The 19,810-nt window shown below is 58.2% G+C and carries 28 protein-coding genes and 4 pseudogenes; 10 read left to right on the forward strand and 22 right to left on the reverse strand.

Annotated features, from left to right (window positions below):
• Nucleotides 1–10 precede the first annotated feature (10 nt).
• Nucleotides 11–433, reverse strand: coding sequence for a hypothetical protein (locus SC318_RS13565; protein WP_320427177.1), 423 nt, complete (start codon nucleotides 431–433; stop codon nucleotides 11–13).
• A 91-nt stretch (nucleotides 434–524) separates the two neighbouring features.
• Nucleotides 525–863: a hypothetical protein gene (locus SC318_RS13570; protein WP_320427178.1), complete on the reverse strand. Its 339-nt coding sequence runs from the start codon at nucleotides 861–863 to the stop codon at nucleotides 525–527.
• Between the two features lie 148 nt (nucleotides 864–1,011).
• Between SC318_RS13570 and SC318_RS13575 the strand changes: the two genes are divergently transcribed.
• A complete protein-coding gene (locus SC318_RS13575) occupies nucleotides 1,012–1,323 on the forward strand; it encodes a hypothetical protein (RefSeq protein WP_320427179.1) in 312 nt (103 codons plus the stop codon).
• A gap of 88 nt (nucleotides 1,324–1,411) precedes the next feature.
• Entirely contained in the window at nucleotides 1,412–1,999 is a 588-nt protein-coding gene (locus tag SC318_RS13580) for a hypothetical protein (RefSeq protein WP_320427180.1), read from the forward strand.
• Between the two features lie 152 nt (nucleotides 2,000–2,151).
• Here the strand turns inward: SC318_RS13580 and SC318_RS13585 are convergent.
• The 16 genes and pseudogenes from SC318_RS13585 to SC318_RS13660 form a co-directional block, all read right to left on the reverse strand.
• Nucleotides 2,152–2,622: pseudogene (locus SC318_RS13585) on the reverse strand (NlpC/P60 family protein); the annotation flags it as partial.
• Nucleotides 2,604–3,602: pseudogene (locus tag SC318_RS13590) on the reverse strand (phage tail length tape measure family protein); the annotation flags it as partial. The pseudogenes SC318_RS13590 and SC318_RS13585, both read right to left, overlap by 19 nt.
• A 27-nt stretch (nucleotides 3,603–3,629) precedes the next feature.
• The gene (locus SC318_RS13595; protein ID WP_320427181.1) at nucleotides 3,630–3,932 is read right to left on the reverse strand and encodes a DUF1799 domain-containing protein; all 303 of its coding nucleotides are present in this window, start codon (nucleotides 3,930–3,932) and stop codon (nucleotides 3,630–3,632) included.
• 17 nt (nucleotides 3,933–3,949) lie between these two features.
• Entirely contained in the window at nucleotides 3,950–4,330 is a 381-nt protein-coding gene (locus tag SC318_RS13600) for a phage tail assembly chaperone (RefSeq protein ID WP_320427182.1), read from the reverse strand.
• A gap of 3 nt (nucleotides 4,331–4,333) precedes the next feature.
• A pseudogene (locus SC318_RS13605) lies at nucleotides 4,334–4,646 on the reverse strand (phage tail tube protein).
• Nucleotides 4,647–4,732: 86 nt separating this feature from the next.
• A complete protein-coding gene (locus tag SC318_RS13610; protein ID WP_267864082.1) occupies nucleotides 4,733–4,993 on the reverse strand; it encodes a hypothetical protein in 261 nt (86 codons plus the stop codon).
• Between the two features lie 52 nt (nucleotides 4,994–5,045).
• Complete coding sequence (locus SC318_RS13615; protein ID WP_320427183.1) at nucleotides 5,046–5,462, reverse strand: phage tail terminator-like protein; 417 nt, start codon at nucleotides 5,460–5,462, stop codon at nucleotides 5,046–5,048.
• Nucleotides 5,459–6,043, reverse strand: a complete 585-nt coding sequence (locus tag SC318_RS13620) for a hypothetical protein (protein WP_320427184.1) — start codon at nucleotides 6,041–6,043, stop codon at nucleotides 5,459–5,461. Before SC318_RS13620 ends, SC318_RS13615 begins: the two co-directional genes overlap by 4 nt.
• Nucleotide 6,044: 1 nt before the next feature.
• Nucleotides 6,045–6,437: a hypothetical protein gene (locus SC318_RS13625; RefSeq protein WP_320427185.1), complete on the reverse strand. Its 393-nt coding sequence runs from the start codon at nucleotides 6,435–6,437 to the stop codon at nucleotides 6,045–6,047.
• 2 nt (nucleotides 6,438–6,439) lie between these two features.
• Nucleotides 6,440–6,817: a hypothetical protein gene (locus SC318_RS13630; protein WP_320427186.1), complete on the reverse strand. Its 378-nt coding sequence runs from the start codon at nucleotides 6,815–6,817 to the stop codon at nucleotides 6,440–6,442.
• Between the two features lie 10 nt (nucleotides 6,818–6,827).
• The gene (locus SC318_RS13635) at nucleotides 6,828–7,133 is read right to left on the reverse strand and encodes a HeH/LEM domain-containing protein (protein ID WP_320427187.1); all 306 of its coding nucleotides are present in this window, start codon (nucleotides 7,131–7,133) and stop codon (nucleotides 6,828–6,830) included.
• A gap of 56 nt (nucleotides 7,134–7,189) precedes the next feature.
• Entirely contained in the window at nucleotides 7,190–8,065 is an 876-nt protein-coding gene (locus tag SC318_RS13640) for a major capsid protein (protein ID WP_320427188.1), read from the reverse strand.
• Nucleotides 8,066–8,102: 37 nt separating this feature from the next.
• The gene (locus tag SC318_RS13645) at nucleotides 8,103–8,660 is read right to left on the reverse strand and encodes a recombination protein NinG (RefSeq protein WP_320427189.1); all 558 of its coding nucleotides are present in this window, start codon (nucleotides 8,658–8,660) and stop codon (nucleotides 8,103–8,105) included.
• Nucleotides 8,657–9,127: a hypothetical protein gene (locus SC318_RS13650; protein WP_320427190.1), complete on the reverse strand. Its 471-nt coding sequence runs from the start codon at nucleotides 9,125–9,127 to the stop codon at nucleotides 8,657–8,659. Before SC318_RS13650 ends, SC318_RS13645 begins: the two co-directional genes overlap by 4 nt.
• The gene (locus SC318_RS13655; protein ID WP_320427191.1) at nucleotides 9,124–9,921 is read right to left on the reverse strand and encodes a hypothetical protein; all 798 of its coding nucleotides are present in this window, start codon (nucleotides 9,919–9,921) and stop codon (nucleotides 9,124–9,126) included. The genes SC318_RS13650 and SC318_RS13655 overlap by 4 nt, the downstream gene beginning before the upstream one ends.
• Nucleotides 9,908–10,759, reverse strand: a pseudogene (locus tag SC318_RS13660) (phage replication protein); the annotation flags it as partial. The gene SC318_RS13655 and the pseudogene SC318_RS13660, both read right to left, overlap by 14 nt.
• Nucleotides 10,760–10,768: 9 nt before the next feature.
• Between SC318_RS13660 and SC318_RS13665 the strand changes: the two are divergent.
• The 5 genes from SC318_RS13665 to SC318_RS13685 all read left to right on the forward strand — a co-directional run bounded on the left by SC318_RS13665 (nucleotide 10,769) and on the right by SC318_RS13685 (nucleotide 14,011).
• The gene (locus SC318_RS13665; protein ID WP_413817561.1) at nucleotides 10,769–11,125 is read left to right on the forward strand and encodes a recombinase RecT; all 357 of its coding nucleotides are present in this window, start codon (nucleotides 10,769–10,771) and stop codon (nucleotides 11,123–11,125) included.
• On the forward strand, nucleotides 11,122–12,747 hold the full coding sequence (locus tag SC318_RS13670; RefSeq protein WP_320427192.1) for a YqaJ viral recombinase family protein: 1,626 nt from the start codon (nucleotides 11,122–11,124) through the stop codon (nucleotides 12,745–12,747). The genes SC318_RS13665 and SC318_RS13670 overlap by 4 nt, the downstream gene beginning before the upstream one ends.
• Nucleotides 12,744–12,986, forward strand: coding sequence for a hypothetical protein (locus SC318_RS13675; RefSeq protein ID WP_124386783.1), 243 nt, complete (start codon nucleotides 12,744–12,746; stop codon nucleotides 12,984–12,986). The genes SC318_RS13670 and SC318_RS13675 overlap by 4 nt, the downstream gene beginning before the upstream one ends.
• Nucleotides 12,983–13,453 (forward strand): hypothetical protein, encoded by a 471-nt coding sequence (locus SC318_RS13680; protein WP_320427193.1) that lies wholly within the window; start codon nucleotides 12,983–12,985, stop codon nucleotides 13,451–13,453. The genes SC318_RS13675 and SC318_RS13680 overlap by 4 nt, the downstream gene beginning before the upstream one ends.
• Nucleotides 13,454–13,522: 69 nt before the next feature.
• Nucleotides 13,523–14,011 carry a hypothetical protein gene (locus tag SC318_RS13685; RefSeq protein WP_320427194.1) on the forward strand — a complete coding sequence of 163 codons (489 nt, stop codon included), beginning with the start codon at nucleotides 13,523–13,525 and terminating at the stop codon, nucleotides 14,009–14,011.
• 58 nt (nucleotides 14,012–14,069) lie between these two features.
• Here the strand turns inward: SC318_RS13685 and SC318_RS13690 are convergent, their stop codons facing one another.
• Nucleotides 14,070–14,486, reverse strand: coding sequence for a hypothetical protein (locus SC318_RS13690; RefSeq protein WP_320427195.1), 417 nt, complete (start codon nucleotides 14,484–14,486; stop codon nucleotides 14,070–14,072).
• A gap of 108 nt (nucleotides 14,487–14,594) precedes the next feature.
• Between SC318_RS13690 and yejK the strand changes: the two genes are divergently transcribed.
• Nucleotides 14,595–15,602 carry a nucleoid-associated protein YejK gene (gene yejK / locus SC318_RS13695; protein WP_320427196.1) on the forward strand — a complete coding sequence of 336 codons (1,008 nt, stop codon included), beginning with the start codon at nucleotides 14,595–14,597 and terminating at the stop codon, nucleotides 15,600–15,602.
• A gap of 10 nt (nucleotides 15,603–15,612) precedes the next feature.
• Here the strand turns inward: yejK and SC318_RS13700 are convergent, their stop codons facing one another.
• A complete protein-coding gene (locus SC318_RS13700) occupies nucleotides 15,613–15,828 on the reverse strand; it encodes a hypothetical protein (RefSeq protein ID WP_098466819.1) in 216 nt (71 codons plus the stop codon).
• Nucleotides 15,829–15,919: 91 nt separating this feature from the next.
• Nucleotides 15,920–16,576 carry a hypothetical protein gene (locus SC318_RS13705; protein WP_320427197.1) on the reverse strand — a complete coding sequence of 219 codons (657 nt, stop codon included), beginning with the start codon at nucleotides 16,574–16,576 and terminating at the stop codon, nucleotides 15,920–15,922.
• A 51-nt stretch (nucleotides 16,577–16,627) separates the two neighbouring features.
• Here SC318_RS13705 and SC318_RS13710 point away from each other — a divergent pair, with 51 nt between their 5' ends.
• Both SC318_RS13710 and SC318_RS13715 read left to right on the forward strand, forming a co-directional pair.
• Nucleotides 16,628–18,316: a DNA cytosine methyltransferase gene (locus tag SC318_RS13710; protein ID WP_320427198.1), complete on the forward strand. Its 1,689-nt coding sequence runs from the start codon at nucleotides 16,628–16,630 to the stop codon at nucleotides 18,314–18,316.
• 293 nt (nucleotides 18,317–18,609) lie between these two features.
• Nucleotides 18,610–18,975, forward strand: coding sequence for a hypothetical protein (locus tag SC318_RS13715; protein WP_320427199.1), 366 nt, complete (start codon nucleotides 18,610–18,612; stop codon nucleotides 18,973–18,975).
• Between the two features lie 62 nt (nucleotides 18,976–19,037).
• On the opposite strand, the gene SC318_RS13720 is transcribed toward SC318_RS13715, so the two are convergent.
• Entirely contained in the window at nucleotides 19,038–19,727 is a 690-nt protein-coding gene (locus SC318_RS13720) for a hypothetical protein (protein WP_320427200.1), read from the reverse strand.
• Nucleotides 19,728–19,810: the final 83 nt, after the last annotated feature.

Raw genomic sequence — 19,810 nt, forward strand, 5'->3', positions numbered from 1 at the left:
TTCTCGTTGTTCAGTTGTAGTCAACATAGGGACCGATGTAGAACCCGGACATGTCTCCGCTGATACGGTACAGGCTTTCCTTGCCTGGCTGCACCGTTGCTGCGATGGTTCGAATTGCAGCGCCTGCGCACAAGCCGGAGCCAGCCAGGCCTGCGCCGAGATTGGGCGACCCCGGCGGAAGGTAGAATGTGGCCCGCTGACCAGTCCCGATTTTTGCAGCCCGGCGGCCGTCGACATAAACAACGATGTCGCAGCCAGAACCGACCGCGCCGGAGTCGCGCACCACGGTGACTTTTCCGCTCTCGCCAACTGGTTTAGTCTGGAAGGCATAGACCTCGTCCGACGGGACAGGCTTCGCATCCCGCACCGAGATCGCCGATGAGGCACACCCCACCAGCATCGCCACCGCTACCGCAGCTATAAAAATCCGCATGTCGTTCCCTCTTTGGTTTGGCGGGACTGTAGCACTGAGGCGGCCAAATACAAAAAAGCCCAGCGCAGGGCCGGGCTTAGTGAAGACAATTCTAATCAAAGCTCCCTCGGTATGCTCTTTCACGCTCTATTACGAAATCTTCATAGCGCGCTTGAAGGTATACAAATCCTGGCCTGGACGAATCATAGGTCCCGATCGCGAATTGGAATCCGATTCCAACATCCGCATCCACGATCTCTAACAGATCATACCAAAAAGGTTCGGTCTCGATCATAACTCCAGTATTTTCAGCAAAATACTGCCTTACTATCCCAATGTTCTGCCCAGGGTGAAATTCCGAAGCTTTATGAATGACAGGTTGGCCGGTAGCTGTATCAACCCAGTGAAATGTCACTTTGTAAAAGCTGGACTCTCGATCGTATCCTTGCATTGCGCTCTATTCCCTCGGTTTTCAAAATACGAGGATAGCAATGAGCCACCAATACCGGCTAGCCTGTCCAGGCATCCAGTGTGGATGGAATGCCAGTAACTGGGTGGAGCTGCGCCGTAGTAGCGTTATGCCGTCAAGGAGTGAGTCGATGAAACCAGCGAATAAAGATCGAGTCCCACAAATCAACAAAATTAGAGCGCGATTAATCAGGTTCGCCAGGGTCTTAAAAAAGTGGGTGCCCAAATCGGATGCTTTCATATGGGCGTTGCTTGTATTGGCGATGTTCCGTTCAAAGATGGTCGGCTCAAAATTCTATAATCAGTCGTGTGGATCAAAATCAAATACCTCCAAAGATCTGCTGGAGGATATGGCATATCTGATTGGCGATTCAAAATGTGCTGCATTGTCAGACGTTTGTGATACGTGGGAATTGAGTTACGACAAAGTAATAAACCGCTAGTGGAAACTAGGATTCTTCAGTCCTTCGTCTGCAAGCCCAAGGACTGGGGTTGCGCCAATAACGGCGCGTTTATGACTTGGAGGTCAATGTGAGCGATAGTGGTTTCAAGCCGAGAGATCCCTTTAGCATCGATTGGGAACGACAATACAATGTGGGCCCTTCAGACGAGCATCTGCATGCGATGGGGCAGTTCATCGTTAATTATTCAGCGGTCGAATGGCAAATATCTAACCTCTTCGCCTTTTTCCTCAAAATGCCAGTGGCGGATGCTCAAAAGCTTTCAGTTGAAGCCAACATCTCAATGGCGGGGATGGTCCGGTACGTTCAGAGGCGAATATCTGATTTAAAAACCCACGATCAGCAGGCAACAGACGATCTGCTATACACGCTAAAAGCTTTCGACGCTGTAAGCAGCCTCAGGCATAAAATCGTACATTGGCAATGGGGCCTAAATGAAGGAGCAACCGCCTCATTAACCGACCTGATCAAGCCAAAGAATGCCAATAAATCAAACGCGATTCTCAAAATAAGCGAGCTAAGGGATCAGTGTCATAAGCTCATGAGAATCTTGCAGGCGATTTCGTTGAATGCTGAGATCCTTAGGGGCATTAAGACGCGCGCACAGATTCTAGAAATCCGCACAGGCACATCGCCTGAAAAGCTCTTTCGACCGTAAATCTCGAGAGCGGCCGATCATCGGTCTCCTCAAGAACTGCCAGCCCGGCTTCCACCATAGAGGGTGAAACGGGGATGTCTTCTGCCCGCAAAGGTAAATGCGGTGGAGCCGGCCTATCTGCTTGCATACCTCGCTCCTGCGGCCGTGCCGCGTCATGTTGGTTGGTTTGCGTCTTTGTGCCTGAGGATCAGGCGCGTTCGATCGTGCCAGGGCCCGCCGTAGACGATGATCTCGGAAGGCCTGCCGTACAGGTGGTGCAGTAGGAACGGGCCAGGGCCGAACGCGCCCGACTCTTCGCCAGGTAGCGCCGGATCAGTGCCCAGGTAGATCCCGGCATGGTTCGGGTAAACGGTGCGGCCAACCTGCATGACGATCATGTCGCCACGCTGTGGGCGGTCGACACGCACGAAACCTGCAGCCTCGTAGTTCGCCTCGTACAGGCTGGCGTTCTCCGCATTCTCCCACCAACCATCGGTGCGCTGGAATGCTTCGAACTCAAGGCCCCACTCACGTTGATACCAGTCAGCGCAGATCTGCCAGCAGTCCCAGGCGCCATGCACAAACGGTCGCTTGAGCAGCGAGGTGCTGCCCGTAGGCGTGATCGTGCGCATGCCTTGACCGGGTCGTCGGCCAGCTTCACGAATTCGGCAACTGTCTCGCTGACAGCCTTGCCCGTCGCTTCCTGCATCGATACGGCGGCCTGGGTGATGCCTTCGAAGCTCTCGCCAGCAATCTTGCCATTGTCTGCAAGCATGGCCAGAACTGCAGCAGCTTGGCCTGTGGAGCCCACGGTCGCACTCACCTGCCGCGCCATGTCGCCCAGTTGACCAGCGCTCACGCCGGCGTAGTTACCAGTCAGGATCAGTGATTTGTTGTAGCGGTCCTGCTCTTCGCTGCCCTTGTAGTACGCAACGGCAAGGCCGCCCACAGCGGCAGTGGCCAACGCCAGCGGCGCCAGGATGGCGAGCAGGCCAGCAGCACCAGCGCCTGCACCTGCGCCCAACTGAGCAACGGCGCGAACGCCGCTACCCCAGTCACCCGAAGACAGCGCGTTACCCAGTTGCACGACGTTTTCCTGGGCCTGGCGGGTACCGAGGCGCAGCTTGTCGAAACCGGTGGCGGTCTTTTCGAGCTTTCCGTAATCCTTATCGATCTTACTCAGGGCGCTGTTGTACTGGTCCTGGCTGATTCTCCCCTCGTCGAGGTGCTTGCCGAGCTGCTCGACCTGGTTGTCCAGCTTTGCCAATGCAGCGCGGGCCGGGTCAATCGCCCCCAGCAGGCTGTTCAGCGCCTTCTGCTCGTCCATCGCAGACTTGGCCAGGGCGATCTGCTGCTTATCGAGCTGAGCAGAGATCTTCGCGGCCTCGGCTTCACCGTAGGCACCGGTCTTGGTCAGCTTGGCGAGAGCATCACGCTGCTTTGCCAGGTCCTGGGTGGTTTTGGCACTGACGGAAAGCGATTTTTCCAGCGCCTGCATTTCGTTCATCAGCGAAACGGCGGACTGCTCGGCCCGGCCGCCGGCCTTCGCCATTTCATCAAGGCTCGTTTTGGCCTGGATTGCATCGGCCGAGTCGATCTTGACGCCGAGTTCTGCAATGTTCATCGACTCACCTTGAATAAGTGCCCGTGGTTACGGGCTGTTTTCCCTTTCCTCCGCCATAACGCGCAGGGCTTCGCCTTCCAGCACCTGAAGGTCAGGGAAGATTTCAGCGAGTTTCTTTTTCTTGATGCCGAGCAACCCTGCCACGTCCCGGATGCAGTTGTAGTCGAGACCGATCGCGCCGCCTGCGCCTGCTCGCCACTGGGTGGACATGCGGTTGAAAAGGAGGAAGGCTGGCCAGTTGCATGGCCAGACTTCCACTTCCTCAACCAGATCACCAGGGGCAAGGCCGAACATGCCGATAATTGCGTCGGGCACGCTTGGCGAGTACATGGCGCGGGCGGCGTCGGTCAGTTTCCCAGGCGGGCTTGACTGTATGCACCCTCGTGAGCCTTGACGACAGCCTCGGCAGCACCCTGGCAGGACTTCACGAATGCGACGATGTTGTCGTCGTCGTATTCGTCATCGAAGCCCCAGCCGACCACCAGGTCCTTGATCTGCTGAGTTTGCTGCTCGGTATCCACGGCAACAATTTCCGACCATGACGGCTTATCGCCCAGCGCGGCCTGTGCCTTCTTCCGCTTGTCGTTCCATTCATCGAACAGAGCGGCAAGCTCAGCACGATCCCGGTACTTGAAGGTGAACTCTACCTTCTCAGGCGCGCTGCCGACGATTGGAATCAGCACCGGCGCATTGAACGTAGCGCTTTGCGCAATACGAATTTTGGCCATGGGTTACACCGCCGTAGTCAGGTAACGGGTCGGCTCCGACTGAAGGGCCAAGTTGACGGTACGGGTCAGCAGGTTGTTGCGGGACACCGCTGGCTGCTTGGAGAACGACGTGTAGGTGCCGTACAGCAGAGTGTCGTTGCCGGGCAGGTTGAGGCGTGCGGCTTCGACCTGCTTGCCGGCGTCAGCCTTCAGCAATGGTGCCACCTACAACAGTAGCCACAGCCTCGCTCGCATTGCTGATGGCAGCGAACGCCAGTGCCGCGCCGTAGGTAGCGGCGTGCTGGAAGGTGCCGCCGTTCGGGAGTTTGTAGCCCATGGGTATTTCCTCATTGCAGATATGAAAAAACCCGCTCGATGGCGGGTATCTGGGGTTGCCCAATGGGCGAATTATTTGGCTGTTAGTTACTCAGGAATACGACAGTTTTCGTAAGCCTCAAGCGGCAGCCCAGACTTAGAGCCAACAACTACGCCGGTAAGACCGCAGGAAGGGCAGCAGGCATGCTTTTCCAGATACCACTTCGTAATTTGACTCGGCGTAGACCATTGCCCGCAGGCAGTGCAGATGCACCTTTCGCTGGCACTAATCTCGTCGCGGTTGTTCCAGCCGTGATCGTCGGCAGATTCATCCAGCCACTGTAATCGTGCCTTTGTATCTTCATCCATGGTGTCGCCTCTACCTACCCATATGCGTGCATCGATTCTAGCGCGATGCCGCTCAATTGGTGTCGGCTCGATACGAGAACGAGACCGAGACGGTGTAGGTGGAATCGCCGGTGATGCCTGGCCCTGGGTCAACTGGCGACATGGTCACCACGGTGACCGCGCCCTTCGTGTCCCGCGCGTAGAGAGGGAACAGGTCGGTCATTTCAGCGGCTATTGGATTCGTCTTCGCCTTGCCGGTGCCCGCCGGTGCGATGATGCTGACTTGAAACAGTCCAGTGAACAGCCGGTGATCACCGCCGAGCGTGTTGCTCGCAGTGTCGCCCGGGATAGTGAAGGCTCGCAGGTAGGTCTCGCCCGCCGCCGGCGTGTAGGCCGTGTTCTCGAAAACGATCTTCAGCTTCTCCGACCTAGCAGCGTTCCAGGCGATGAGCTTGGCCTCGTAGATCGAGGCGATGATTGCGTGACTCATACCTGGTTGTTCCTGATGGCCTCCAGCACGATCTGCTGGAAGCGAGCCACGGTTACCCGGACCATGCCGCCGGGGGCCTGGGTGGAATGGCCGAACTCCAGCGGGATCGCGTAGGGCAAGTTGTTGACGATGTAGGCCATCTGGCCGGCGGTGAAGTCGCTCATTGCTGCGACCAGCGCCGCGGTAGTCTCGGCACCGCTCGGATCCACCTCGTCGAAGGTAACGCTCTCGACCACGCCCAGCGAGATGTGCCAGTTCGCGCGGAACCGGCCGCCGACGTAGCCTTCGGGCGCCTTGATGTCCATGCCGTCGTTGAGCTTGCGGCCTTTCTTGAGCCTTCCGGCCTTCGTGAGGTTGGCCGGATCACTGCGCAGTGCGCTGTTGTGATCGTCGACGGCCTTGTTGTACTGGGTCGCCACAGCGTTCTGTGCCCAGATCTCCGGGTTACCCACTGGAGACATGCGAATCAAGCTGCTGCCGACTTCGATGATGATTTCGCGCACACTGGCGTCAATGGCTTCGCTGGTCTGGGCGGCGAACTCGGCTAGGCTCAGGGCGAAGCTGCCGGATTGGGTCGCCATGTCATTTCCTCAGTTGCGCTGTCCACGTTGCATAAGCAGGGTCCGCAGACACGTCCATCACCCGCAGCCCGTTGACGATATCGCCAATGGTCGGGGCAGCCGGTACCGCCGTCGGAACCCCGGCCTCCGACACGAAAAGCTCGTTTTGCAGCACCAGCAACTTCTTGTCGGTGGTCTGGATGAGGGAGCCGTCGATTTCCTTGGACAGGTAGCCCCCGAGGACGCCGCGCCCCGAGTACGTCACGGTGGTCTCCGGCGTTTCGCCGCCCAGATCGGAGTCATACTCGCCAGCGACCTTGCGCACGCCTGTCACCGGCTTGACAGCATCGGCCAGGCCATCGGGATCGTCGAACGCTTCCGCCAGTTCGGCCTGGATCTCTTCGCGCATGCCCATGATCAGATCCTTTTCAGCATCATCACGCCGGAACGCTTGATCCACGGCTCTAGCAGCGCCAGGGCGAAGTTGACGCCCGCCGACTGGTCGGTAGAGCCTGCCACGTAGGTCTTGCTCACGGACGTGCCGGATTGAGCCGAGACCGTCTTGCTCTGCACTTCCTTCTGCGTTGCTGTGTACAGCTTGCCCGCTGCTGCCTCTTTGGCAACCTGGGCGCCGGCTGTTTTGATCTCGGCCGGGACCGGATCAGGAACAACCCGCTTAATCTTGGCCGTGAGCCAGGCATTGGCCATGGTCACAGCAAGGACCGGATCACCGGTGCCGGCCCAACCAGGACCCAGCGAGGCGTCAACATCGGCAACGGTAATGTAATCGGTCATGTGCTTGTCCTTATTCCGCTGGCACCAGGGCCTGCAGGTCTTCTTTCTTGGCGGACGGGTCGAACGCAATGCCCTTCTCGGTCAGCCATTCTTTCAGTTCGGGGACCTTCATTTTCAGAGGGTCGGTTTCTTTGCTCTCCGACTCCTTGCCGTCGGACACCTTGATCCCGGCCGCCTGGTAGGCGTCGAAGATGTTCGGGGCATCGCCATCGACGACCACTTCAGTGGCAGTGCCGATAACGCCGAAGAACTCGCCCAACAGGCGGTAGCACACGCCGCGCTCTTTGCCCGGCTTGTCCGTGTAGATCACTTTCATTTGTCACCTCAAAAGCATCCCGGCGCCCGTAAAGACGCCAGGGTGTGTGGGCCGGATTACGGCGTGGTGGTGCCGCTGATGACAGCGGCGAACGGGACCTGCTTACGGCTGAATACGCGCTGCCAGTTCGCAGCGGCTGCGTACTGAGTCGCGGTTGGGCTGAGGTTCTGAGCCTCAGAACCCTTCCAGCTGAAGCCGGCGGGCTGGAGGATGTAGGTCTTCCGCTCCCACAGCACCTCGGCACCACCGCCGTTACCGCCGCCTGGTTTACGCTCCAGCTCTACCGGCACCTTGGGAGTGCCTTCGCCGTAGCCGAAAGCGCCCTGGCCGAAGAACACGGACAGATACTTGCCCGCGCCATACACCAGGGCATCGTCCATGAACACCGGCTTGCCGAGGTAGGTGGCCAGGATGATCTTGCCGTCGGAGTCGCGCAGGTACTCGATGAGGTCCTGCTTGACCATCTGGTTCATCACCACCGAGTGCACGCCGATCGCACCGAACTGGTCGGCCGCGTCACCGGCGGTGAAGGCTGCATCCTGAAAGGCGTTCGCACTGATGGTCGCGCCCGCGTCGATGACCATGTCACCGCCGTTGTTCGCGATGTTCGAGGCGATGATGCCGCGAGCCGCGCCCAAGGTGTAACGCTGCCACTGGCGGGTCCAGTAAGTGCCGAAACGGTTGCGGATCTGCTGCTGAGGCTCGCTGTTCGCCAGCTCAGCGGTCAGGTCGGCAACGCCATAGCCTTTGTTGAGGTACAGGACGCGGGCACGCATGCTGTCCTGGGTGACCTTGCCGACTTCGCCCTGGTCGTTCGGGTCGTCGTTGCTGATGTTCGGAGCTTCATCAGCGTTCAGATCCTGCCAGTAGCTGATCTCGGCGGTGCCCTGGCTGCCGGAGGCGATCGCATCCAGCACTGGCGAGCGAGTCACGATGCCCGACTCATATACAGCGGTCTTTTCCGGGCTGTTACTTGGCCTTGATGGCCTTGATCTCTTCCTCGGTGTACTTGCAGGCTAGGTGCAGACCTTCCAGCCAGGCGACCTTCTCGGCGCCAATGCGCGACACCAGACGAATCCGGTACTCCACGGCGTTGCCGGACAGGTTGCGGTTGCATTTCACGCATTGTCGGTGGATGTTCAGCGGCTCGAAACGCAGCTCTGGGCATGCGCCAACGGATCGGTAGTGCCCGGCATCCCAACGGCTGCCGGTCATGAGGTCATTGTCGTTCGGCCTCGAGTCGCAACTGATGCAGGGCAGGTGCGCGTCACGCAGACGCACGTACTCGTTAACCGCGGCCTGGGCTTCGCGCAGGTGATCCGCCCTGCTCTTCAGCTTCTCTTTGCGGACTTTGATCTCGCGGCGCTCAACCTGGGCCAGCGACTTACGCGCCTTCGCCTGGTTCACGTCCTTGATGGCCAGGCCGCACTTCGGGCTGCAAACAGCTTGGCCCAGGCGCTGCGGCGGGAAGCTGATGCCGCATGCGGGGTTCTTGCACTTCTTCGGTCTGGGTTGCTTGGCGATCATGCAGCCTCCTTGCTGAGTAGATCAGTGAAAACCACACCTTGGCCTGTGAAATAGGCAGTGATGCGGTCGGTGTAATTGATGCCTTGGGCGCGGTTGAACAGGCTGGTCACAGGGAAGCCGTCAGGGCCGAACAAATGGCATTCGCCCATCATTGCCAGCTTCGTCTCGTATGGCAGATGGCGCATGACCCGGTACCACTCGGCCTGGAACCCAGCGTCCTCGTTCAGCAGGATCTGCACACCGAAGTGAAGCTTGCAGTACCGGCGGGCGTCGGCCGCGTCACCGATCTGGGTCATCTCGGCGATGCGCTTGTACATCCCGAACCACAGCCGGTTCTGGTCGAGCGTACGATCCTTGCCTGGGCGCAGAGAGACCACCACAAACTTCTTGTCCCGGTACATAGCGCTCAACTTAGTGATCGCCTCAGAGAGCTTGGCTTGGCAGTTGACGCTGATCTTGTCGGTCATTGCACCGCCCTCTTCTCTTCCAGCTCTCGGGCCTGCTTGATAAGGAACGCCCGGCGATCTGCCAACTCATTGGCTGCTTCAATGCGCATCTCGTCTTTTTTCTCGGCGCTGGCGGTGCGCATCTCCAGCATCGATGACTTCACCAACTCAAGCTTCTGGCGAAGCGCCGGCGCTGGCCGCGTAACGGTGCCAGTAAGCAAACCCGCAATCGCGCGGCCATCTTCCGTGACGGGCTCGATACTCAGGTCCGCGAGGTACTTCTGGGCGTGCTCGCGTGGGATGCGCTTCAGCTCCATCGCCTTGGTGACAGCCTGGATTCGGCGGTTGGCGTCAAAGCCGACCGAAACGTGCCAGTTGACGGCCTTAGCATCCTCGCGGGCCTGGCTCACGAACCTCTGGTAGGCGTCGATGAACGCCATGCGCGCACCGATTCTGTCGCCGCCATCAAGGATGGGTTTCGCGGCAGCCAGTGCCAGTTGGATCTCGTCGGTCAGCACCACGGTTTCAAATTCGTCGTTGGTGGTCATGGCGATGGCCCAGGCCTCGTCCTTGCCCGGGCGCCCGTCGGAGGACTGGACGCGTTGCAGGATGTCGGCCATCGCCAGCTTGCCCTTCACCTCGAAGCGACAAGCCTTCAGTGCGGCTTTCACGACAGGCACCGGATACGCACAGAGGTCTTCAGCCATCATCGCGGCAGTGCCCGGGTTCATTTCCTGGCCCATGGCCTCCGCGGTGGCGCAGATGGCGGCGGCCAGCCCGGCAACCTGCTGGTCATTCATTTCAAAGGTATTCATTACGGTCACCTGCTTGGCGTTTGGCCAGAACCATCTGGGCGGCCTGCTCCGCTGCGGAGTGGTTCGCCTCTGTCCGTTCCATCTGGCGGGCGGTTGTGCCGTTGATGCGCTGCCCGGTCACCCACTGGGTGTGATAGCTCTCGGCGTTGGCCAGCAGCTCGTTGAGGCTGTGGCACTTGCGCAGCACAGCGGCATCGCTGGTTTTCAAGAAGTGGGCAGCGACGTGGTGGGCGACGTCGGCGCCGAGACGGTCTACCAACTGTCCGAGCTGGCCGCCGACCTTGGCATTCCACACAGGCCAGGCGCTGTAGCGCTTGCGGTAAGCCATGGCGTAGTTCGCCCAGACCTTGAAGGTTTTGCAGGTCTGGTCTTTGGGGCCAGGCATGTCGGCGGGGATCTCGACCCGTGGGGTTTCGGTGCGATCAACCACCAGCACCAGACCGCGGGACTGAGCCGGCTTGCCGGTGGCGTCCTGCAAGTCCTGACTGGTGTCCTGATTGGTACCCTGATGATTGGTATCCTGATTTGTCGGAGATTTTTCCGACCCTTGTTCGGATTTTTTTCCGACCTTGCTCGGAGATTTTTCCGAGGTAGATCGGATATTTTTCCGACCCTTGGCTTTTGGTGGGGTCGGATATTTTTCCGACCCATCCAGCTTCTGGTTCCACTCGACGGCCTTCTCTGTGAGGCGGAAAAGCGTGATGTTCGAAGTACTGGAAAGCTCAATCAAGCCGGCCTCTTCCAGGGCCTTCAGCATGCGATAAGCAGTGTCCGGCTTATCAGTGAGCAGCGGCAGCTCCTCGATGATCTTGGCCTTGCTCAGCGCGAAGAAGATCCCGTCAACGCCATGTGGAAGCGCCGAGCATTTGCCCAGCTCGCCAAATGCGCCGAGGCCCAGGCCCTGCGCAAAGCTTTTCCTGAAGTCGGCTCAGCGCCAACGGCCGACGAGATGGAAGGCAAGGCGTTCGAGGAGCCGGCGCGCGATGTCAGCCCGCGACAGCAAGCCCAGCCTGAACCGGAAGCGCTGCCCGCCTACTCCGACGAACTGCTGACCGAGAACATCGTGAAGTGGCAGCCACTAATTGACTCGAACCGCACCAGTCCTGAACACCTCATTGCGACCATCAGCAGCAAGTACATGCTGAGCTCGGCGCAGATTGAAAAAATCACCAACCTCAAAGCCCTCGATGGAGATTCAGCATGAAAATTCACAACGTAGCTCAAGGCTCCGCCGAGTGGCTTGCCCTTCGCGCCAAGTTCCGTACCGCCTCTGAGGCCCCGGCGATGATGGGGGCTTCGAAGTACCAAACCCGGAGCGATCTGCTGGCGGCCAAGAAGACCGGCATCACGCCCGATGTCACGCCGTCGCAGCAGTTCATCTTCGACAAAGGCCACGCCACTGAAGCGCTGGCCCGTCCACTGGCTGAGGCGTTGATCGGCGAAGAGCTGTATCCGATCGTTGCCACCGAGGGCAACCTGCTGGCCTCCATGGACGGCGCTACCATGCTCGGCGAGACACTGTTCGAGCACAAACTCTGGAATGAGTCGGTCGTGGCCCAGGTGAAAGCCGGAGAACTAGCTCCGCACTACTACTGGCAGCTTGAGCAGCAGTTGCTGGTCAGCGGCGCCGAGCGAGTGATCTTTGTTTGTTCGGACGGCACGCCGGAGAACTTCGTGCACATGGAATACCGCCCTGTCGCCGGGCGCGCGGCCCAGTTGATCGAGGGCTGGAAACAGTTCGAGGCAGACCTGGCCAATTTCGAGATGGCTGACGCTCCTTCAATCGTCGTCGGCAAGGCACCCGATGAGCTGCCAGCGCTGCGCATCGAGCTGACCGGCATGGTCACCGCCAGCAACCTGAAGGTGTTTGAAGACTCGGCCCTGGCTGTCATCGACTCGGTGAAAACCACGCTCTCTACCGACCAAGACTTCGCCGACGCCAAGAAGGCGGTCAAATGGTGCGGCGACGTTGAAGAGGCTGTCGCCGTCGCCAAAAAGCAGGCCCTGTCGCAGACCCAAAGCATCGACGAGCTGTTTTCGTCGTTGGATCGCATCAGTGCCCATGCTCGCGAGACACGCCTGAAAGTCGACAAGCTGGTGAAGGCTCAAGAGCTGCTGGTGAAGACCAACATCAAGCAAAAAGCCGAGCTGGCGCTGGCGGATCACATCGCCGCAATCAACAAGACGCTTGGCAAGGTCACGCTGCCTCATGTCGTTTCGGACTTCGCCGGCGCCATGAAGAACAAGCGCACCATCGCCAGCCTCCAGGACGCGGTAGATACCGAGCTTGCCCGGGCGAAGATCGACGCCAGTCAGGCAGCGGACAGTATTCGCTTGAACCTGACCAGCCTGGCGGAGCTCGCCGTTGATTACGCCTTCCTGTTCAACGACGTGCAGCAGCTGGTGACCAAGGCCAATGATGACCTGGTGACGCTGATCAAATTCCGAATCTCCGAACACCAGAAGGCGGAGAAGGTAAAGGCCGAAGCGAAGCGCATCGCCGAAGAGCAGGAAGCCCAGCAGCTGGCAACCATCAAGCCAGAGCCTGTCGTGGAGAAGGTGGCGACACCAGAGCCTGTCCGCACCGCTCCGGTCAAGGCGGCGCCCGTCGGCCAGGCCACAAAGCCTGTGCCGAGCCACACGGTGGAGCAGGTAGCGCTGCAGGCCAACGTAACGGACTTCGAGGCACTGATCAAAGCAGTGGCATATGGTCAGGCGCCGATCACGCTGCTTTTGGTCAACTGGGAAGCGCTCGACGCGATGGTCGCAGCGCAGGGTGCAAACTTCAGCATGGCCGGGGTGACACTCGGCAAGGCGGCAGCATGATCAGCAACCTCAGATCTGATATCGAGTTCCGGCGCGAAAAAGCGCTGGAGCTTTCCAGTCAGGTCCGGCGGCACCTGGCCGCCGGCGGCCAGCTCACCATCGGCGATAGCCCGGCGATCAATCCAGCGCCGGCGAAGCGTTCGGAATTCGTCGATCCGACAACCATCCTCAAGCGCCGCAAGCCGCTCATCACCCGGGCCGAGCGTGAAGCGCTGCGCAAACTCGCGGAGGCTTTATGAGCAAGCGCAAGCCGCACAACCTCAAAGCCCGCATTGACCGGTCCTGCCGGTCGCTGCTGGCCGCCAACCACGTCGCGGTGGTCAACATCGACCCCAGTGGCCGACAGGGCATGATCAACTACAAGTCGCTGAAGAACATCGCGCCCGGGAAGATCGGTCAGGCCGTCTGTGGCATTCCCCACCGCTGGACGATCTACCTCAGCGCCCTCTGCATCGACGCCCGCGGAGACCGGTACAGCAAATCGGTGGAGGTAGCGCCCGACGGCGTCTACCTCTCCGACCACCTGGAAGACGTGATCGAGCATTGCTACAAACAGCTGCGCGACGAAGCCAACCAGAGCCAGATGGTGGCTTCTGGCTGGATCGCCATTCCTGAAGTCATGTCGCTGGACGAGGAACACGCCGCGCGGATCTTCGAAGCCGTCGGCGCCTGGCATCAGGTGAAGGTCGATTCATGCGCCGCATAGCCCGCACCCAGCAACGCAAACGACAAACCTGGCTCGCACTGCCGGCCAGCGGAATAGAAGAGGTAGGCTATGGCTGTGACACAGGAAGAACGAACAGCCAAGCTTGCCGAGAAGCGGCAGGAACTGGGCGAGCAGGAAATGCGGCACACGGTCCCGTACGGCACCAGGCAGATGCTCGACGAGCTGATGCTCTGGCATGAGATCGAGGAAGTCAGCGAGGCGGTGCAACTGCTGGTGCTGAACGCCCGGGCCGTGGATCTGCCTCCGGCGCCGCCGAGAGTCAAAGGGCCGTCCGACAAAATCCGTCACTACTTCCGCCAGGGAATGCGTGACCGGCTGGCGGCAGTCACCGCAGAGCTGGGCGAGACAAAGGGTCGGGCGACCATCTGGCGCCTGATCGCATACGCCCACTCGCTCGGCGCCGAGAAGTCCGCGGCACTCTTCGAAATTAAGCGCCACGGTTTGACCGTATCGGAAAACGTGGCGCTCAAATTACGGCAAGCAGGTTTCGCCGAATCGCTCCAAATGAACGCCGAAGACGACGGCGAAAACGGCTGACAACCTACCCTGCTCGCTGCATTCAGTACCAGATGATCGGGCATTGAGCTCGTTTCAATCAGGCAAGAGCAAGCCCAGCAACTGTATTTACTACAGCGATGATCAACGGCGGAACCCAGGAGTCTTTCAACGAGCTTATGACTTTATGAATAAGGCCCTCGTCGGGCTTTTCTGATTCAAGCTGCTTTGCGAGTTCTGAAAGCGAGTCAATAAGGCCCTGCACTTGCTGAGTTATAGCGGTATCTGCGGCTTCATAAGCAATCTTGATGTCAGCGCTGCCGACTCTCACTTGATTACCTATCACCGAAGACCCAGGCCCTCCACCAGTAGCATTGACCACCATGCCGATACCGCCACTGGTCGAAATACTCTGACCAACAGCTGTTGCCTGAACGTTGATAGTGAACTGTTTTGGTTGTGCCGAAATGCTCTCGACCAGAGTTCGAATGATGAGAACAGCTTCGCTTCTTTCCATTGAGATTCTCCTTAATCCGGCACCGTGCCGGTAACACGTCATACCCCAACCCTAACCAAATTGCCACCACCGGACACCGGAGGGCGGCGCTTACCTGAGGTAAACGAAATGCCTGTACGCCATAGCGTCATCCACAAGATCGACAAGAAGCCCGACGGCAGCCCGGCTGTCCTGTTTCTGGGCGCTTCCGAGCAGGTCGAGAGCCAAGCCCGCGACGACCTGATGAGCCAGCTCAACGAAAGCTACAACGCCACCACCGGCAAGGGCTGGGGCTTCTTTCATCAGGAGTCAGGCGCCTACCCCTTCAGCGGCTGGCTGGGCAAGTACTTGGCCGGCGTCACCGACTTCCTGGCATTCAGCGCCACGGCCGTCGAGCACCTGACCAAGCTTATGGAAGAGTCGAACCTCACCACCGGCGGGCACGCCCTCTTCTGCCACTACCAGCAAGGCCTGACCGATTACTTGGTCATCGCCCTGGTGCAGGAAACCGAAGCGGTGACGATGACCGAAGAGCTCGCACTGATGACGGTGAAGCGCCTGGACCTGGACCATATCCGTCTGGCTGCACGCATCAACATCAGCGAATGGCAGAACAACAAGCAGTCGAAGCAGTACATCTCGTACCTGAAGGGCAAGCAGGGCCGGCGGCTGAACGATTACTTCCGCGACTTCATCGGCTGCCAGGAGGGTGTCGACGGCCCAGGCGAAACCAGGACCCTGCTCAAGGCGTTCAGTGACTTTGTTGAAAGCGAGGATCTGCCAGAAGAGTCAGCCCGGGAGAAGACGCACACCCTGGTCAGCTACTCAATGGCCCAGGCCAAAATGGGCGAGCCCATCACCCTCGACGAGCTGTCTGGCCTGATCGACGAAGACCGGCCAAAGAACTTCTACGACTTCATCAAGGCGAAAGACTACAGGCTTTCCGAGACCCTGCCCCCGGACAAGAAGACGCTCAACAAATTCCGGCGTTTCACCGGACGGGCCGAGGGCATGTCGATCAGCTTCGAGGCGCACCTGCTGGGCGACAAGATCGAGTTCGACGAAGCCGGCGGCACGCTGACGTTGCGCGGCCTTCCAACGCAACTGACCGAGCAGCTCAAGCGCGCCAGCGCCTAAACCTCATCGATTACGGCTTGAGCGTGAGAGCCGTCGCATGCGCGTCACTGATCTCCTTGCATGCCATGTCCACGTAGGGGTGGTCGACTCGGCGGTATGGGCTATGCCCCAGGATAAGCGCAGTGGCATGGTCCAAAAGATCCTTGGTGTTGATCCCCTTGCTTTCAGCAGCACCAATCACCGCGATCAGTGCTTGTTCCAATGCGATCTCACGCTCTTTGCTCATAACTGCTCCTTGATCCGGCTCCATGCCGGTCACCCGTAATACCCCATATCAACGAATCACGCCAGCCGGCAAGCGTTGCACCGCTAAGATCCTACTCATCGGATGAGGGCATTTCTAAATCCAGAATGTTAGGCAGTTTTTGAGCAAGAAGCCCCTTGATTTTTACTACATCAGTAAACTGTGTTACTGAAATTTCAAGCGCCAAAACTAGTAGAGCATTTGCCGCGTCATTCGCCTTAATCTTCCTTTGTTGAAGATTCTTCAATGCAGCACTTTTTTGGTCATAGGGAATGGTAGCGACTTTAGTTGAAGATATATGCACTTCTAAGTTGTCAGCTATTCGCCGTTGGTGCTCCATAAACATCTCGACCAAATTAATTTGAGATGTCTGATAGGCCTGAATTTCCGACTGCTGAGACTCTGTCTTTGCCAAGACTAACTGTTCCGACTGGGAAGCAAGAGTCTTAGCTTGAATATTATTAATAAAGCCAAACTCTTCCTTTTGCGCATCAAGCAACTCCCTCTGCAAGTAAACCGTTTTAAGAACAGCGAGAAGAGTGCAAAAGGATATTAGCGGGCCGAATACACCACCAAAATAACTACCAAATGCTGACCAATCTGAAGAGTTTGAAGAGCGTTGGCCACCGAATGTTTCCCAATAATAATAAGAGGCAAAAAAAGCGCTTACAAACACTATGCAAACCAATAAAAACCAAAAGCTAAAAACTGTTCTTTTCAAGCGTTCCATGCAGATCACCAACTATTAATAATCGGCGAAATATACCAGCGGAGCTTAAGTATGCCTATCATTTACGGAAGCGTGTGCAGCGGCATCGAAGCCGCCACCCAGGCCTGGCACCCGCAGGGCATGCGCGCCGCCTGGTTCGCAGAGATTGAGCCGTTCCCCTCGGCGGTCCTGGCCCACCACTACCCCAACGTGCCGAACCACGGCGACATGATCAAGCTGGCCGCCCTGGTGCTGGCCGGCAAGATCCCGGCGCCGGACGTGCTGGTCGGCGGCACCCCATGCCAGGCCTTCTCGGTCGCCGGTATGCGCGAAGGCCTCACTGACCCGCGCGGCGCCCTCACCATCAAATACGTGGAGCTTGCAGATGCAGTTGACTATGTTCGCGCCGGCCAGCGAAAGCCCGCCAGCGTCATCGTCTGGGAGAACGTCCCCGGCGTCCTCAGCGACAAAGGGAACGCCTTCGGATGCTTTCTTGGCGCGCTTGCTGGGGAAGACTGCGAGCTGCAGCCTCCAGGGAAAAAATGGCAGGACGCTGGTTGTGTGTATGGACCCAAAAGAACAATCGCGTGGAGGGTCCTGGACGCCCAATATTTCGGCCTGGCCCAACGACGCCGTCGTGTGTTCGTTGTCGCAAGTGCTCGAGACGGATTCGATCCCACCGAGGTACTTTTTGAGCGCGAAGGCGTGCGCCGGGATACTGCGCCGCGCCGAGGCGAGGGGCAAGACGTTACCGGAACAGCTCCTTTCGGCCCTGCACTCCAGTGCGGATGTGGATCCGTCTTCGCTGAATCGCTAGGCCAATACGGCTGCCCGAACTGCGAAGGCGATGAAGGCCCGGCGGTGTCAATGTTCGGCGGGATTCCGGCGTTCGGCGGTCATGGTCTGGAAGGATCAGTTGAGCGATCCGCCACGCTTACCGCGAAGGACACCCGCCTGGACGTGGAAAGCGAAACGTTCTTCGTCGCGCCCACCCTGGCTGGCGGGGGCCGAAAGTCCGGAGGGTACTCGCTCGACGACATCCCGCTCACGGCTCCAGCACTTCGTGCACAAGCACAAAGCAGCCACCGAGCCGACTCTGAAGCATTCATCGTGGCTGGCACACTGCAGGCCAGCGGCAAGGCGGCCGGCAGCGCCACTCAGCAGGATGCTGAATCGGGTCTACTGGTGGTACATGGCACGCAAGACCCTGGTGTCAGTGACAGTCTTGCCTTTGCCTTGGGTCGAAACAACGGAGCGGAAAACGCGGTGCTAGCGTTCTCCTGCAAGGATCATGGCGCTGACGCCGGGTTTATCGCTCCCACGCTCCGCGCCATGGGCCACTCAGGCAGCCACGCCAATGCAGGCGGTCAGGTCGCCGTCTGTATCACCGGCGACATCACGCACACGCTGAAGCCCGAAGTTTTCGACGGAAGTGAAGACGGAACAGGTCGGGGGCAGCCGATAGTCGAATGCCGCGACGTAGCCCAGACATTGACCAGCAACTACGGTAAGCAAGTCGACAACACAGACTCATCCCTGGGCCCCAACGTTGTGTCTTCCACCAGTGCTGTCCGTCGACTCACTCCCCGCGAGTGCGAACGCCTCCAAGGCTTCCCCGATGATTACACGCGCATCCCTTGGCGCGGAAGGGTTTTGGGTTTGTGCCCGGACGGCCCCCGCTACAAGGCGATCGGCAACAGCAAGGCCGTCACCGTGGTTCGCTGGATCGGCCGACGGCTATTGCGTCAACTGGCGAACTGATCAGCAAGCGCCAGGCGGAATGCCGTCTTTGTTGAAGTCCTTCAAGCGCTCACGCTCTTCCTCAGTGGAGTGAGCTGGAGTTTCCTGCTCTGGCTTTTTCTTCTTTTCTTCAGTCATTGCTATGTCCTCTGGGTGGTTGCTGTTTCGGCACCTCGTGGAATCAGCAGTTCAAATCAATCAGCTCCACCGCCTGGGCATGGCCCGGCTGTGACCCACGTGAAGCACATCAACAACCAGCGCGACAGCGCCGGCGGCAGATAGGGGCCAGCACACGAAATAGAAAAAGGTACGCCATGGCCGAGGAAGAACAGCAGCCGACGGCGGAAGCACTGAAGCAGCGCCGCAAGCGCGAGAAGGCAGCAGCGAAGGACGCTGCATTGGGCGTCGAGAAATTTACGATTGAGGTGGCGGGTATCTTCAAGAAAGACCTCAAGCGCCTGATGAAGCAGCACGGCTTTAACAACCAGCAGGAGGTGTACCAGACCCTGCTGCGCAACGCGATCGCCGCCGACTTCGAAACGGCGGCGCAGATGCTGATGTGTGTCACGACACCTTATGTAGTTACTGAAAAGGTGTCGAGCCTAATCCGTGCGGCAGGGCTGAAATCGCTCGCCGACGAACCGCCAGAGCCTGAAGACGAGATCGAAAACCCGCCGTAGTCGAGCGTTAAAGTACCTCTACCGCACTTGATATGCTTCATGTTGCGATTTCAACTCCTGTACTAAAGCCTTTGGCTCACAATTAGCACAGGGTTAGAAACGTTCTTGGCCGAAGGAGGCGTAATTGAAATATCAAATATCGCCTCGCCTTCGCCTTGGTCAATATCAAAATAGTTTATACAAAGGGATTCTGAGTATTGAGGCTCGCCAGCTTGACAAGAGATATTAAAGTTACAAGTAAATAATTCTTCCCATACGGCCCTAACATTTTTCAAGTGAGCGAGCTGCCCAGTAAAATCTAATCGCACCTTGGTCACTCTCGCCCCTTTGTTAGTAATACTCAGGACTATCATGAATGTGTTATCAAGCTGATGCGCAGTGAACTCCGCATCAAAAAATGGGCTTATCGATCTAGAGCGCTGAAGCTCGCGCGACCTTATATTAACTTGCTCCAAATCTAGCTGGGTACGTGCTAACTCAACCATATCCTTATGCTGATCCACTGAGTGTTTCAGCTCTTCGGCTTGGGATTTAAGCGCAGCCGAACTAATACTTAACTCACGCCCCTGTTGCAAGAATCCGAGAACCAACCAAAAAAATGCCAATGGACTAAACCCACCAGCTAAAAAGTCACCAAGCTCATTCAAGCCCATCGTACCGAACTTTGAATAACGATCACCTATTATTAAATGCATAGCAATTAAATAAGCTGCGCTTATAGCGAGCCCAGGCCAAAACAAAGAGTTACGCATAAATTCTCCAAACCGGCTCCATGCCGGTCACCCGTAATACCCCATATCAACGAATCACGCCAGCCGGCGAGGATCCACGTTGC

Origin of the sequence: Pseudomonas sp. MUP55 (genome assembly GCF_034043515.1) — a bacterium.
GTDB lineage: Bacteria > Pseudomonadota > Gammaproteobacteria > Pseudomonadales > Pseudomonadaceae > Aquipseudomonas.